Here is a 14,507-nt window from a genome sequence, read left to right as displayed (position 1 = left end):
CAGGACGAGGACAGAACACACCATGGCTATCTGGCTCAACAAGGACAGCAAGGTCATCGTCCAGGGCATGACCGGCGCCACGGGCATGAAGCACACCAAGCTCATGCTCGGCGACGGCACCACGGTCGTGGGCGGCGTGAACCCGCGCAAGGCGGGCACCTCCGTCGACTTCGACGGCACCGAGGTACCGGTCTTCGGCACCGTCAAGGAGGCCATCGAGGCCACCGGCGCCAACGTCTCCGTCATCTTCGTGCCGGAGAAGTTCACCAAGGACGCGGTCGTCGAGGCCATCGACGCCGAGATCCCGCTGGCCGTCGTGATCACCGAGGGCATCGCCGTGCACGACTCGGCGTCGTTCTGGGCGTACGCCGGCAAGAAGGGCAACAAGACCCGGATCATCGGCCCGAACTGCCCCGGCATCATCACCCCGGGTCAGTCGAACGTCGGCATCATCCCGGGCGACATCACCAAGCCGGGCCGTATCGGTCTGGTCTCGAAGTCCGGCACGCTGACGTACCAGATGATGTACGAGCTGCGTGACATCGGCTTCTCGACCGCCGTCGGCATCGGTGGCGACCCGATCATCGGCACCACGCACATCGACGCGCTCGCCGCGTTCGAGGCCGACCCCGAGACCGACCTGATCGTCATGATCGGCGAGATCGGTGGCGACGCCGAGGAGCGGGCCGCGGACTTCATCGCGAAGAACGTGACCAAGCCGGTCGTCGGCTACGTCGCGGGCTTCACCGCGCCCGAGGGCAAGACCATGGGCCACGCCGGCGCCATCGTCTCCGGTTCGTCCGGCACCGCCCAGGCGAAGAAGGAGGCCCTGGAGGCCGCCGGCGTCAAGGTCGGCAAGACGCCGACCGAGACGGCGAAGCTGGCGCGCGAGATCCTCAGCGCCTGAGCTTCCGGCTGATCGTCGGATGGGCCCGTTCCCCGGTGGGGGACGGGCCCATCGGCGTCATCCCGGCAGCGGTACCAGCCGCTGCGGACCGCTCGCCGTCTCCTGGCGCAGCTTCGCCCGCAGCTTCTGTTCCATCTCCGACAGCGGGCCCGGGGCGACCTTCGGGGGGACGCCCTGGACGGTCCGGCCCGGTGAGACGGGCGCCTCGTACTGCCGGGGTGCGGTGCGCAGCGTCAGGGCCGTGGTGCCGATGAGGGCGACCGTGAAGGCGATGGCGGCGCGGGTCCAGAAGCTGGCCCGGCGCTCGCTGCCGGTGCGTACCGTCGGCGGCTTCGCGGCGCGCAGGCGCTCCGCCGACGCCACCTCGGCCAGCCGCCGGTGGAGTTCGGCGGGGTCGGCCAGCTCCGGCAGCCGCGCGGCCACCGCCTCGCGCGCGTGCAGCAGCCGGTTCGCCGCCGCGGGCGTGCTCGCCTCCGTCTCCGCCGCGGTGTCCGGGAGATCGAGGCCCACTCCGTCGTAGAGCAGCAGGGTGCGGCGGTACGGCGGCGGCAGGGTGAGGAGTACGTCCATCAGCGCGCGGTCGGAGGGGGCGGCGGGCGGCGGTTCGGGGTGCCGGTAGCGGGGGCGGAAGCGGTGCCAGGGGGAGAGGGCGTACTCGTACGCCGTCGCCCGCACCCAGCCCGCCGGATCCCGGTCGACGGCCACCTCCGGCCAGCGCTGCCAGGCGCGGTCGAAGGCCCGCTCGACCGACTCCCGGGCCAGCTCGCGCCGCCCGGTGAGCAGATAGGCCTGCCGTACGAGCGAGGGCGCGCAGAACGCGTAGAGCGCGTCGAAGGCCTGAGCGGGCGTCAGCGGCCGGGAGGACTCGACCTCCGCGGGCGCCGGCTCGGGCGGCGGGGTCCGTACGGGCAGCTCGGCGGTGTCGGCGCTCTGCTGAGGTGCGGTCACCTCGGGCTCGTCCGGGGCCTCTTGGGCGGCCGGCGCCGTGGTCAGCTCGCTCAGCAGTCGCGCGTAGGCCTCCCGCTTCCGGCCGCGCGGCGTCATGCGGCCGGTCTCCCACGCGCGCACGGTCTCCCGGGTCACGCCCACCCGCGCCGCGACCTGAGCCTGCGTCAACGACGAGGACTCGCGCAGGCGTCGGCGTTCCTTGGGCGGGGGCAGCGGGATGGCAGGGCTCTGCGTCACGAGATGCCCCTTCGGACGAAAATGTACATAAACGTATATTGAGCGACACAACGGAGGTTCGCCTGTTACGACGGGAAAGCGCGTGTCGTTGGGAGCATGGCGGGCGTGATCCAGCTGACCGTTCGTCGATCGCCGTTGTCGTCCCTGCTCACCCGGTTGCGCGACCGCTCCCCCGGACTGGCCGCGGGCCTCCTGGGTGGCGCGGTGGCCGCGGGCCTCGGTCTCGGCTCGTTCGCCGTGCTGGTGATGGTGCTGTGGATCAGCTCGCCCTACCCCGACAGCGGTCCCTCGGGCGCGCTGCACGTCGCCGCGGCGCTGTGGCTGCTGGCGCACGGCGCCGAACTGGTCCGCGTCGACACCCTGTCCGGCGTGCCCGCGCCGGTGGGCGTCACGCCGTTGCTGCTGCTCGCGCTCCCGGTGTGGCTGGTGCACCGCGCCGCGCGGGACGCGGTGGAGGGGGAGGAGTCGGAGGAGCCCACCGTCTCGGGGCGTACGGCCTGGGCGGGTGTCGTGCTCGGCTATCTCGCCGTGGGCGCCGCCGCAGCGGGGTACGCGGCGGGCGGGGTGCTCCGGCCGGACTGGGTGTGGACCGGGGTGTGGGTGCCGCTGGTCGTCGTCGCAGCGGCCGGGGCGGGGGTGTGGACGGCGTACGGGCGGCCCCGGGACGCGGTGGACGAGGTGCTGATCCTGCTGCCGGCGGGGATGCGGCGGCTGGTCGTCGGGGGAGCGGCGCGGGCCCGTCTCGATGCCGCGGCACGGGCGGCCGGGGCGGGTACGGCGGTGCTGCTCGGGGGCGGGGCGCTGCTGCTGGCGGTGTCGCTGGTGTGGCACGGCGGGGCGGCGCGCACGTCGTTCTTCCAGCTCACCGAGGGGTGGTCGGGGCAGTTCGCGGTGCTGCTGCTGTGTCTGGCGCTGACGCCGAACGCGGCGGTGTGGGGGACGGCGTACTCCCTGGGCCCCGGCTTCTCCCTCGGTGCGGGGCATGTCGTGGGGCCGCTGTCCTCCTCGCCCGCCGCGCTGCTGCCGCCGTTTCCCTTGCTGGCGGCGGTCCCGGAGGCGGGGCCGGGGACGCCGGTGAACTGGGCGGCGGGGGTGGTGCCGGTGGTGGCCGGGGTGACCGTGGGGTGGTTCGTGGGACGGGCCGGGAGCGCGGAGGCGGACGGCTCGGTGTGGTCGCGGGGGCGGACCGCCGGGGCGGCGGCGCTGGCGGTGGTCCTGGGTGCGGCGGCGATGGCGGGGCTGGGCGCGATGGCGGGCGGTGCGCTCGGGGTGGCGGCGCTGGCCGGGTTCGGACCGGTGTGGTGGCAGATGGGGGCGGCCGCGCTGGCGTGGGGCGTGCTGGTCGCCGTACCGGTGGCGGTGGCGGTGCGGTGGTGGCGGTGCCGGGGGAGGACGGACGGGCCCGCGCCTCGGGTGGGGAAGCCTCGGGCGGAGGAGCGGGGCGGGCAGGACGCGCCCGGTGGGAAGGACGCGCCCGGAGGGAAGACTCCGTCGGCGGGTCGGACTCGGCGTGGCGGGAGGACCCTGTTCGCCGGAAAGGCTCAGCGGGCGGAGAAGGCTCAGCACGGGGAGAAGGCCACGCCCGGAGACACGACCTCGCCCGGCGAAAAGACCCCGTCCGCCGGGAAGACCCCGTCCGCCGCACAGGCTTCGTACGGTGACGGCGGTGACGACGACAGCTTCGAGCCGTACGACTTCCTGCCGACCGAGCCGGAGCCGGTCTGGCCGCCGGTCTGGCCGGCGGACGACGCGGCACGGGAGGCACGCTGGGCCGCACTGCGGGAGGCGTCGGGGCAGGAGGACGCCCCCGAGTCCTCGTGACGCTCGCCCCCGGGCCCGGGGGCGAGCGTCACGGGCAGTGCCTCAGCCGGTGTCCCCCAGGACCCCGCGCAGCTCCTCCGGCAGCAGGTCCTCGCAGGCCTGCTTCGCCTGGTAGGTCAGGGCGTCGGTGGTGCAGGTGTAGTAGTCGTTGTACACCAGCTTCGCCGTGAAGCCCGCCGCCACCAGGGCGATCGCCAGGGACGCCGTGACCAGACCGCTCACCGCGGCCGTCGTCTGGGGGCGGCCGGTGTTCGCCGGGGCCGGGGTGTCGGGGTCGGGGGAGCGGGGCTTGGCCCGCAGCGCGGTGATGCCCCAGTACAGGGCGAGCGCGCCGAGCATCAGGGCGACGTACGGCCAGCTGAACAGGGCGAAGAAGAAGGCCCACATGCCGCAGAGCAGGGCGTAGCGCGCGCGGCGCTGCGAGGGGTCGGTCGGGTCCCAGCGCATGTTCGTGCCGGGGCCGTCATTGCCGCTCGGGGTCTCGGGGTTCGGGCCGGGGCGGTCGCCGAAGCCGCCGGAGGACCGGCCGGGCTGGCGGTCGCTCCACTGGCTGCCCCAGGGCGAGCCCTGGTCGCCGTCACCGGAGTCGCCGCCTCCCGATGCCGGGCGGCGCGGCTGCCACGGGCGGTCCGGGGTGCCCTCCGGCGGCGGTGCGAAGGGGTTGTCGTCCTTCGGCCTGTCGTCCCGCTCGTCGCCGCTGTTCCCGCCCGACGGCGCGTCCGGCGGCGAGGAGGGCCGCTCGCGCAGCAGCACGCCACGGCGCTCCCCTCCCTGCACCGACTGCGGGGGGAGCGTGAGGAGTCGCAGGCTGCGGTCCGGCATCAAGTGAGCGTCTTCCCCTAGGTGATTACGGCTGACTACTGCTGGCGGCACCAGGTCCGTCACCCTGTGAACGCACCGTCCACGAACGGCGTTCCCGACCGGGCCCCTCTCAGACGCTACCTTCCGGCCACGCCCCCGTCCCGAGGGGGCTGCCCGGTGTGCCGGTATCGTTGCTGACGGTCGGCCGCTTCGTAGGCTTCCCCGTATCCGGGGGCCCGAAGCATTCGTACGAACGTACATACCGCCGTGCGTGCCCGGCCACCGTACCGACGCACCCCCCGAGAAAGGCCCCCGCTGTGGCTGCCAAGCGCCTCGTCGTGCTGGTCTCCGGATCCGGCACCAATCTCCAGGCGCTGCTCGACGCCATCGCCGCCGACGGCACCGCGGGCTACGGCGCCGAGATCGTGGCCGTCGGAGCCGACCGCGAGGGCATCGAGGGGCTGGCCCGCGCCGAGCGCGCCGGCATCCCGACCTTCGTACGGAAGGTCAAGGACTTCGGCAGCCGCGTGGAGTGGGACGCGGCGCTCGCCGAGGCCGTCGCCGGGTACGAGCCCGATCTCGTGGTCTCCGCGGGGTTCATGAAGATCGTCGGCAAGGAATTCCTCGCGCGCTTCGGCGGCCGGTTCGTGAACACGCACCCCGCCCTGCTGCCCAGTTTTCCCGGCGCCCACGGCGTCCGTGACGCGCTCGCGTACGGCGCCAGGGTCACCGGCTGCACCGTCCACTTCGTCGACGACGGCGTCGACACCGGACCGATCATCGCGCAGGGCGTGGTGGAGGTCCGGGACGAGGACGACGAGAGCGCTCTGCACGAGCGCATCAAGGAAGTCGAGCGCAGGCTGCTCGTCGATGTCGTGGGGCGGCTCGCCCGCAACGGCTATCGCATTGAGGGACGAAAGGTAGTTATCCAGTGACCGCCGAGAGCAACAAGCGGGCCCTTCGACGGGCGCTCGTCAGCGTCTACGACAAGACGGGTCTCGAGGACCTCGCCCGCGGGCTGCACGAGGCCGGCGTCGAGCTGGTGTCGACCGGCTCCACGGCCTCCCGTATCGCCACGGCCGGCGTCCCCGTCACCAAGGTGGAGGAGCTCACCGGCTTCCCCGAGTGCCTGGACGGCCGCGTCAAGACGCTGCACCCGAAGGTCCACGCGGGCATCCTCGCCGACCTGCGCCTGGAGGACCACCAGCGGCAGCTGGCGGAGCTCGGCGTGGCGCCGTTCGACCTGGTCGTCGTCAACCTCTACCCCTTCCGCGAGACCGTCGCCTCCGGCGCCTCCCGCGACGAGTGCGTCGAGCAGATCGACATCGGCGGCCCCTCGATGGTCCGCGCCGCCGCCAAGAACCACCCCTCGGTGGCCGTGGTGACCAGCCCCTCGCGGTACGCCGACGTCCTGGCGGCCGTGCGGGACGGCGGCTTCGACCTCGCCACGCGCAAGCGGCTCGCGGCGGAGGCCTTCCGGCACACCGCGGCCTACGACGTGGCGGTGGCGAGCTGGTTCGCGTCCGAGTACGCGCCCCTCGACGACTCCTCGTTCCCCGACTTCCTCGGCGCCACCTGGGAGCGGAAGGACACCCTGCGCTACGGCGAGAACCCGCACCAGCCGGCCGCGCTGTACACCTCCGAGTCCGGCGGTCTCGCCGAGGCCGAGCAGCTGCACGGCAAGGAGATGTCGTACAACAACTACACGGACACCGACGCCGCCCGCCGTGCCGCGTACGACCACGCCGAGCCGGCCGTCGCGATCATCAAGCACGCCAACCCGTGCGGGATCGCGGTCGGCGCGGATGTCGCCGAGGCGCACCGCAAGGCGCACGCCTGCGACCCGCTGTCGGCGTTCGGCGGGGTGATCGCCGTCAACCGCCCGGTGTCCAGGGAGATGGCGGAGCAGGTCGCGGAGATCTTCACCGAGGTCATCGTCGCGCCGGACTACGAGGACGGGGCCCTGGAGGCCCTCGCCAAGAAGAAGAACATCCGCGTGCTGCGCTGCCCCGAGGCACCGGCCGCCCCGGTCGAGGTCAAGGCCATCGACGGCGGCGCGCTGCTCCAGGTCACGGACCGCCTCCAGGCCGAGGGCGACGACCCGGCGAACTGGACCCTGGCGACCGGCGAGGCGCTCTCCCCCGAGGAGCTCGCCGAGCTGTCCTTCGCCTGGCGGGCCTGCCGGGCGGTCAAGTCCAACGCCATCCTCCTCGCCAAGGACGGCGCCTCGGTCGGCGTCGGCATGGGGCAGGTCAACCGGGTCGACTCCGCGAAGCTGGCGGTGGAGCGGGCGGGCGCCGAGCGCGCGCAGGGCTCCTACGCCGCGTCCGACGCTTTCTTCCCCTTCCCCGACGGCCTGGAGATCCTGACCGAGGCCGGCGTCAAGGCGGTCGTCCAGCCCGGCGGTTCGGTCCGTGACGAGCAGGTGATCGAGGCGGCGAAGAAGGCGGGCGTGACGATGTACTTCACGGGGACGCGGCACTTCTTCCACTGACCCGCTCGCACCGGGTCGTTCGCTGCGGTACCGCGACACGTGAGGGCCGTGTCCCCCTGGATCGGGTGGGACACGGCCCTCGGTGGGCAAGGGCGCGCACTGCTCAGTGCCGCGGGCGCTTGAACCACTCGGCGCTCGACCGCTTCGCCGCGAAGATGATCACCAGGATCGCGAGGATCATGATGAGCAGGCCCAGGAGGTAGATGCCGAGTGCGAAGATGCCGCTGACGATCGCGAACGACGCGTACACGATCGAGCAGACGCGGACGCCGTTGCCGCCCTTGGCGAACTGCAGCAGCAGCACCAGACCGAGGATCGCGAAGACGGCGGCCAGGCCCAGGAAGAAGACCACGACGCCCTTGCCCAGATCCGCGTAGCGCTCGGCCTCGGCGTCACCGGTGATGCCCGCTTCGAGCATCGTCTGGTCCCAGTCGGCCAACGCCACGCCGTACACGGCGGCGATGACGATGTGGCACAGGGCGATCACGCCGAGCATGATCTGCGCGGCACGGGTGATGCCGGGCATCCGGGCCGGACCGGCCGGCGGGTAGCCGTAACCGCCGGGGTGCACCGGAGGACCGGCGGGGTAGGCGCCGTAGCCCTGCGGCGGGACGCCGGGCGGCTGGCCCTGCTGCGGATAGCCGTAACCGGGGGCCGGCTGCTGGGGCGGGGGCCCGTACGGGCTGTTCGGTTCGCCGAAACTCATGGCGGTGTTCCTCCGTGTGACTGCGGGGACGACGAGCGGCACGGTTCGGAGGAAGGTTCAACAGATGCGGTTCGTCCCCCCGGTACTGCCCGCGGCACTGTGGCCACAATCGTTCTTCAGTGGCCGGTTCGTTGTCCAGCCGTACTCCCTATGTGTTGTGCAAGTGCAACACAGCTGATCATGGGCGGACACGGGCGGACAGCCGGCCGGGGGGCCCGGATTGGAAGAGGGACCCCGTCATCCGCGAGGATGGGGCCATGACCGCCCAGATTCTCGATGGCAAGGCCACCGCAGCCGCGATCAAGTCCGATCTGACCGCCCGTGTGGCGGCGCTGAAGGAGAAGGGCGTCACGCCCGGCCTCGGCACGATCCTGGTCGGGGACGACCCCGGCAGCCAGAAGTACGTCGCCGGCAAGCACCGCGACTGCGCCGAGGTCGGCATCGCCTCCATCCAGCGCCAACTGCCCGCCACCGCCACCCAGGACGAGATCGAGGCGGTCGTACGGGAGCTGAACGAGGACCCGGCCTGCACCGGCTACATCGTCCAGTTGCCGCTGCCCAAGGGCATCGACGAGAACCGCATCCTGGAGCTGATGGACCCGGACAAGGACGCGGACGGCCTGCACCCGATGAACCTCGGCCGTCTCGTCCTGAACGAGCCGGCCCCCCTGCCCTGCACCCCCAACGGCGTCCTCACCCTCCTGCGCCGCTACGGCGTGGAGATCAAGGGCGCCGAGGTCGTGGTCGTCGGCCGCGGTGTGACCATCGGCCGGCCGATGCCGCTGCTGCTCACCCGGCGCAGCGAGAACGCCACCGTGACCCAGTGCCACACCGGCACCCGCGATCTGTCGGCGCACCTCAAGCGCGCGGACATCATCGTCGCGGCCGCCGGTTCGGCCCACCTCATCCGTCCCGAGGACGTGAAGCCCGGCGCGGCCGTGCTCGACGTCGGTGTCTCGCGCAGCGCCGAGGGCAGGATCGTCGGCGACGTCCACCCGGACGTGGCGGAGGTGGCCGGCTGGATCTCCCCCAACCCCGGCGGTGTCGGCCCGATGACCCGGGCCCAGCTGCTGGTCAACGTGGTCGAGGCGGCGGAGCGCAGTGTCGGCTGAGCGGCCCTTCGAGCCGGACGACGAGATCGAGGTCCGGGACGCGGTCAGCGCGCCCGACGCCGAGGGCCGGCCGCGCCGTACGACCCGCCGCTTCCCGCTGTTCACCCGGGACACCGCCCGCCCCGAGGGCGGCGGCCGGGCCGCTCCGGGTGACGCCCCGGCACCGGCCCGCCAGTGGCCGGTCCTGCTGGTGCTCGTGCTCGTCGGCACCGGCCTGCTCGTCACCGCTCTGGACGCCTTCCGCGCCGGGACCCTGCTGATCGGGGTGGCCCTGGTCGGTGGCGGGCTGCTGCGCTGGCTGGTCCCGGACGTCGGCATGCTCGCGGTCCGCTCCCGCTTCACCGACATCCTCACCTACGGCGTGCTCGGCACCGCGATCGTCCTGCTGGCGCTGATGGTGCAGCCGGACCCCTTGCTGGAGATCCCGTTCCTCAAGGACACCCTGCACTTCACGGTCAGCAACTAGCACATCCGTACGACGGCGGCCCGTCCTCTCCCCCGAGCGAGGACGGGCCGCCGCCGTGCGTTCACCTTCCCGCGCCGGGAAGTGCCTGTTCAACGGCTGTCAGGGCGCTGTGGCACAGCGGTGACCGTTCCGCCACGGTGTGCGCGGCGTGCCACAGCGTGCGGAGGTCCGGAACCGCTGGGACCGGAGGAGCGTCGCGTGCATTCCGTGACGGGATATGTGCGGTCTGTGTGTCGATGTGTTGACAAGTTTGCGGATTTGGATCGAAGTCGGTCGACAGTCGGGCTAGCGTGGCCAATCGGGACGGTCCGGGACGTCCCGCACGGCCGTCAGCGGTGTCACCGGGGGGAGACGGGCCGGGAGGAAACGGGCGGTGGGAGACTGGACCACGGCCCGCCAGGCGTGCGACGGTGCATGCCCACGGCCCCCTACGCTCCCGTGCGCCCCCACCCCGGGAACTGAGATCCTGACTCGGCGCATCCCTTTGGGTAGCCAGAACGGGACTCGGCAGAGGGTGACACGCGCGGGGAACGTACAGCACGAACCGGGGGGAAGAGGGGGGAAGCAATGCCTCGTTGGAAGGACTTGCCGGATGAACTGGATCCGCAGGTCAGGGAGTTCGCCAGCCAGTTGCGCCGGCTCGTGGACCGCAGTGGCCTGAGCATCGCCGCGGTGGCCGACCGGACGGGTTACAGCAAGACGTCCTGGGAGCGGTATCTGAACGGGCGGCTGCTCGCGCCGAAGGGCGCGATCGTGGCGCTGGCCGAGGTGACCGGGACCAACCCGGTCCACCTCACGACGATGTGGGAGCTCGCCGAACGCGCCTGGAGCCGTTCGGAGATGCGGCACGACATGACGATGGAGGCGATCCGGATCTCGCAGGCGCGCGCCGCGCTCGGCGAGTTCGGTGCGCCTCCGGCGAACGCGAAGGGCGCCCGGACGGCCCGCAGGAACGGCAGCGCGACGGCGACGCCGGGCATCGCGGGTCCGGCGGGGGTGGCGCCGACGGTGCCGCCGCGGTCCGCGGACGCCGATGACGTACGGGACTCGGTGGAGGAAGCGGCGGCGTCGGGCCCCAACTCCTGGGGCATGGCGGGGTACCGGGGCCCGTCGCGGTCCGGGAGCACCGGCGGCGGTACGGCACCGTCCGCGAGCCCGGCACCGGCTCCGCGGCCGACTCCGTCGTACAGCGAACCGCCGCGCGGGCCGCGGGCCGGGCATGCCGCCGCTCCCTCGGGCGAGAGCCGGGGCAAGCGTCGGCTGACGATGTTCCTGGCGGGCGTCGTGGGCGTGCTGGTGGTGGTCGCCGCCGCGTTCTTCCTGACGGACGGCGGCGGGGAGAAGAACGAGAGCGGTACGAAGTCCCCCTCGCCGACGGCGACCAAGGACGCGGAGCTGCCTCCGGGCGTGGAGTGCAGCGGGGCGTCCTGCGCCGGCAAGGACGCGGAGAGCATGGGGTGCAGCGGCGACCTGGTGACGACCGCGAAGACCGCGACCGTGGGCACGACGGTGGTGGAGGTCCGGTACAGCGAGACCTGCAGTGCCGCGTGGGGCCGGATCACCCAGGGGGCCGAGGGCGACCAGGTCCGGGTGAGCGTGGGCAAGTCGGAGCAGACCGGCGCGATCACGGTGACCGGCGACACGATCGCGTACACCCCGATGGTCGCGGTCAAGGACGCGGGCGACGCGACGGCCTGCGTGACCCTCGCGGCGGGTCAGGAGGGCTGCACGAAGTAGCGCGGCGGCCGAGCCGGGCGGGAGGGTGCGTCCCCGGTCAGGGGACGGTCGCTGAGGCGGGGTGGAAGAAATTCGGCGGCGCAGGATTAGCCGCCGCCATCCCGGGCACGCGCACGGTACCCCCACGGGAGTCCGGCAACCCGGCACCCCCACTCGGCGGCCGCCTCGTTCCACCTCTCCCGGACGGGCGGCCGCCCCCTTTGGGGGGTCTGTGGGGTGGGCCACACCGACCCGGACGCCCGGGATCGCGGAGGCGCGATAGCCTGACCGCTGGATCTCTCTTGACGCCAAGAGATCGATCAAACATCCGGGGCAGGGACGCCCCACCGCCAGCTGTCATACGGAGAACGCCATGACCCGCACTCCCGTGAACGTCACCGTCACCGGCGCGGCCGGCCAGATCGGTTACGCCCTGCTCTTCCGCATCGCCTCCGGCCAGCTGCTCGGCGCGGACGTGCCGGTCAAGCTGCGCCTCCTGGAGATCACCCCGGCGCTGAAGGCCGCCGAGGGCACGGCCATGGAGCTGGACGACTGCGCGTTCCCGCTTCTCCAGGGCATCGAGATCAGCGACGACCCGAACGTCGCCTTCGACGGCGCCAACGTCGCCCTCCTCGTCGGCGCCCGCCCCCGCACCAAGGGCATGGAGCGCGGCGACCTGCTGGAGGCCAACGGCGGCATCTTCAAGCCGCAGGGCAAGGCCATCAACGACCACGCCGCGGACGACATCAAGGTCCTCGTCGTCGGCAACCCGGCCAACACCAACGCCCTGATCGCCCAGGCCGCCGCCCCGGACGTACCGGCCGAGCGTTTCACCGCGATGACCCGCCTCGACCACAACCGCGCGCTGACCCAGCTCGCGAAGAAGACCGGCGCCACGGTCGCCGACATCCAGCGGCTCACCATCTGGGGCAACCACTCCGCCACCCAGTACCCGGACATCTTCCACGCCACCATCGCCGGCAAGAACGCCGCCGAGGTCGTCAACGACGAGCAGTGGCTGGCCGACGACTTCATCCCGACCGTCGCCAAGCGCGGCGCCGCCATCATCGAGGCCCGCGGCGCCTCCTCGGCCGCCTCCGCCGCCAACGCCGCCATCGACCACGTCCACACCTGGGTCAACGGCACCGCCGACGGCGACTGGGTCTCCATGGGCATCCCGTCGGACGGCTCCTACGGCGTCCCGGAGGGCCTGATCTCCTCCTTCCCCGTCACCTGCAAGGACGGCGAGTACGAGATCGTCCAGGGCCTGGAGATCAACGAGTTCTCCCGCGCCCGCATCGACGCCTCCGTGGCCGAGCTCGCGGAGGAGCGCGAGGCGGTCCGCGCCCTCGGCCTCATCTGAGCCCCGGCTCGGCAAGTCCTCCCCACAGGCCCCGCTCCGGTCTCCGCCGGAACGGGGCCTGTGGTCCGTTCGGTTCACTTCTCCGGGCGGCCCGTCATCAGAGCCGCTTCTCGAACCAGTGCCCGGCGTACACGTTGTCGTCGTACCGCGGGATCTCCCGGTACCCGCACGCCCGGTACATCGCCCGCGCCTGGGTGAGCACGACGGCGTCCAGGCGGCCGAGGGCGCGATCCGGCGCATGACGTAGCGGTTGAAGCGGCTGAAAGCCGTCACTTGCGCCCTGTTTGCCCGCATGTTCCGTGACGCCGACCACTTTCGGCCACCGATCACGCATGCAATCGCGGAGGCCAGGGCAGGTGCTGCCGGTCCCAGAAGGTGACGCCCGGATGACTCAGGGGCACCGAACAGGAACGGAAGGCAATACCGATCATGGCAAGGCAGCACGAACGACGGACGATCCATGTCGGCGGCGAGTGGCGCGAAGCGATCTCCGGCGCCACCCGCGACATCGTCGACCCAGCGGTCGCCCGGCCCTTCGCCGTGGTCGCGGAGGGCGACGAGAAGGACACCGACCTGGCGGTCGAGGCCGCCCGCCGCGCCTTCGACGAGGGCGACTGGCCGCGCACCCCGGCCGTCGAACGCGCCGCCCTGCTGCGCCGCGTCGCCGACCTGCTGGTGCGCGACCGCGAGGAACTCGGCGCGCTGGAGAGCCGGGACGCGGGCAAGACCCTGGAAGAGGGCCGCGTCGACATCGACTGCGTCGCCGACGCCTTCCGCTACTTCGCCGACCTCGTCGCCGCCGAGGCCCCGGGCCGGGTGGTGGACGCGGGCTCACCCGACATCCACAGCGTCGTCGTACACGAGCCGGTCGGCGTCTGCGCCCTGATCACCCCCTGGAACTACCCACTCCTCCAGGCCAGTTGGAAGATCGCGCCGGCACTCGCCGCGGGCAACACCTTCGTCGTCAAGCCGAGCGAGATCACCCCGCTGACGACCGTCGCGCTGATCGGCCTGCTGGCCGAGGCAGGACTGCCGGCCGGTGTCGCCAACATCGTGACCGGGCCGGGCCATCCGGTCGGCGCCCGGCTCGCCGAGCACCCCGACGTCGACCTCATCTCCTTCACCGGCGGCCTGGCCAGCGGCACCAAGGTGGCGCAGGCCGCCGCACCGGGCGTCAAGAAGGTCGCCCTCGAACTCGGCGGCAAGAACCCCAACGTCGTCTTCGCCGACGCCTGCGCCACCGACGAGAGCTTCGACACGGCCGTCGACCAGGCCCTCAACGCCGCCTTCATCCACAGCGGCCAGGTCTGCTCGGCCGGTGCCCGCCTCATCGTCGAGGAGTCGGTGCGGGACCGCTTCGTCACCGAACTCGCCCGCCGGGCAGGCCGCATCAGGCTCGGCCGCGGCACCGACGAGGGCGTCGAGTGCGGCCCCCTCGTCTCCGAGCAGCAGCGCGCGAAGGTCGAGGCGTACGTCACCTCCGCGCTGGAGGAGGGCGCCATCCTGCGCACCGGCGGCAAGCGCCCGGAAGGGCTCGGCGCCGGCTACTTCTACGAGCCGACCGTCCTCGACGCCTGCCACCGCGAGATGAGGGTCGTCCGCGAGGAGGTCTTCGGCCCGGTCCTCACCGTCGAGACCTTCCGCACCGAGGACGAGGCCGTCGCCCTCGCCAACGACACCGAGTACGGCCTCGCGGGCGCCGTCTGGACCGCCGACGCCGGCCGCGCCCGCCGGGTCGCCGGCCGGCTGCGCCACGGCACCGTCTGGATCAACGACTTCCACCCCTACCTCCCGCAGGCGGAGTGGGGCGGCTTCGGCAAGAGCGGCGTCGGCCGCGAGCTGGGCCCGGCCGGCCTCGCCGAGTACCGCGAGAGCAAGCACGTCTACCAGAACCTCGCCCCGAAGCCCGTCCGCTGGTTCGCCGGCTGACCCCCTC

Annotated in this window: 12 protein-coding genes; 9 read left to right on the top strand and 3 right to left on the bottom strand. The window is 72.6% G+C overall.

The window, feature by feature from the left end; translation table 11 throughout:
- Positions 1–22: 22 nt before the first annotated feature.
- Complete coding sequence (gene sucD / locus ACWD1Z_RS02775; RefSeq protein WP_250071099.1) at positions 23–907, top strand: succinate--CoA ligase subunit alpha; 885 nt, start codon at positions 23–25, stop codon at positions 905–907.
- Positions 908–964: 57 nt separating this feature from the next.
- Here the strand turns inward: sucD and ACWD1Z_RS02770 are convergent, their stop codons facing one another.
- On the bottom strand, positions 965–2,092 hold the full coding sequence (locus tag ACWD1Z_RS02770; RefSeq protein WP_451114965.1) for a helix-turn-helix domain-containing protein: 1,128 nt from the start codon (positions 2,090–2,092) through the stop codon (positions 965–967).
- A 96-nt stretch (positions 2,093–2,188) separates the two neighbouring features.
- Here ACWD1Z_RS02770 and ACWD1Z_RS02765 point away from each other — a divergent pair, with 96 nt between their 5' ends.
- Positions 2,189–3,913 (top strand): cell division protein PerM, encoded by a 1,725-nt coding sequence (locus tag ACWD1Z_RS02765; protein ID WP_451114964.1) that lies wholly within the window; start codon positions 2,189–2,191, stop codon positions 3,911–3,913.
- A gap of 42 nt (positions 3,914–3,955) precedes the next feature.
- Here the strand turns inward: ACWD1Z_RS02765 and ACWD1Z_RS02760 are convergent, their stop codons facing one another.
- Positions 3,956–4,735, bottom strand: a complete 780-nt coding sequence (locus ACWD1Z_RS02760; RefSeq protein WP_451114963.1) for a hypothetical protein — start codon at positions 4,733–4,735, stop codon at positions 3,956–3,958.
- A 296-nt stretch (positions 4,736–5,031) separates the two neighbouring features.
- On the opposite strand from ACWD1Z_RS02760, the gene purN reads away from it, so the two are divergent.
- Together purN and purH are read left to right on the top strand one after the other, a co-directional pair.
- Entirely contained in the window at positions 5,032–5,649 is a 618-nt protein-coding gene (purN, locus tag ACWD1Z_RS02755; protein ID WP_451114962.1) for a phosphoribosylglycinamide formyltransferase, read from the top strand.
- Positions 5,646–7,208, top strand: coding sequence for a bifunctional phosphoribosylaminoimidazolecarboxamide formyltransferase/IMP cyclohydrolase (purH, locus tag ACWD1Z_RS02750; RefSeq protein ID WP_451114960.1), 1,563 nt, complete (start codon positions 5,646–5,648; stop codon positions 7,206–7,208). The genes purN and purH overlap by 4 nt, the downstream gene beginning before the upstream one ends.
- Before the next feature lie 103 nt (positions 7,209–7,311).
- On the opposite strand, the gene ACWD1Z_RS02745 is transcribed toward purH, so the two are convergent.
- Positions 7,312–7,914, bottom strand: a complete 603-nt coding sequence (locus ACWD1Z_RS02745) for a proline-rich domain-containing protein (protein WP_451114958.1) — start codon at positions 7,912–7,914, stop codon at positions 7,312–7,314.
- Between the two features lie 257 nt (positions 7,915–8,171).
- On the opposite strand from ACWD1Z_RS02745, the gene ACWD1Z_RS02740 reads away from it, so the two are divergent.
- The 5 genes from ACWD1Z_RS02740 to ACWD1Z_RS02720 all read left to right on the top strand — a co-directional run bounded on the left by ACWD1Z_RS02740 (position 8,172) and on the right by ACWD1Z_RS02720 (position 14,500).
- On the top strand, positions 8,172–9,026 hold the full coding sequence (locus ACWD1Z_RS02740; protein ID WP_389415335.1) for a bifunctional methylenetetrahydrofolate dehydrogenase/methenyltetrahydrofolate cyclohydrolase: 855 nt from the start codon (positions 8,172–8,174) through the stop codon (positions 9,024–9,026).
- Positions 9,016–9,492, top strand: a complete 477-nt coding sequence (locus ACWD1Z_RS02735) for a DUF3017 domain-containing protein (protein WP_451114957.1) — start codon at positions 9,016–9,018, stop codon at positions 9,490–9,492. The genes ACWD1Z_RS02740 and ACWD1Z_RS02735 overlap by 11 nt, the downstream gene beginning before the upstream one ends.
- A 567-nt stretch (positions 9,493–10,059) precedes the next feature.
- Positions 10,060–11,229, top strand: a complete 1,170-nt coding sequence (locus ACWD1Z_RS02730; protein ID WP_451114956.1) for a DUF2690 domain-containing protein — start codon at positions 10,060–10,062, stop codon at positions 11,227–11,229.
- A gap of 352 nt (positions 11,230–11,581) precedes the next feature.
- Entirely contained in the window at positions 11,582–12,571 is a 990-nt protein-coding gene (locus ACWD1Z_RS02725; RefSeq protein WP_451114954.1) for a malate dehydrogenase, read from the top strand.
- Positions 12,572–13,000: 429 nt separating this feature from the next.
- The gene (locus ACWD1Z_RS02720; protein ID WP_451114953.1) at positions 13,001–14,500 is read left to right on the top strand and encodes an aldehyde dehydrogenase family protein; all 1,500 of its coding nucleotides are present in this window, start codon (positions 13,001–13,003) and stop codon (positions 14,498–14,500) included.
- Positions 14,501–14,507: the final 7 nt, after the last annotated feature.

The organism is Streptomyces sp. NPDC002784, assembly GCF_053592135.1.
Note: the sequence above shows the minus strand (reverse complement) of the source record. Positions and strands in the feature narration are given on the sequence as shown.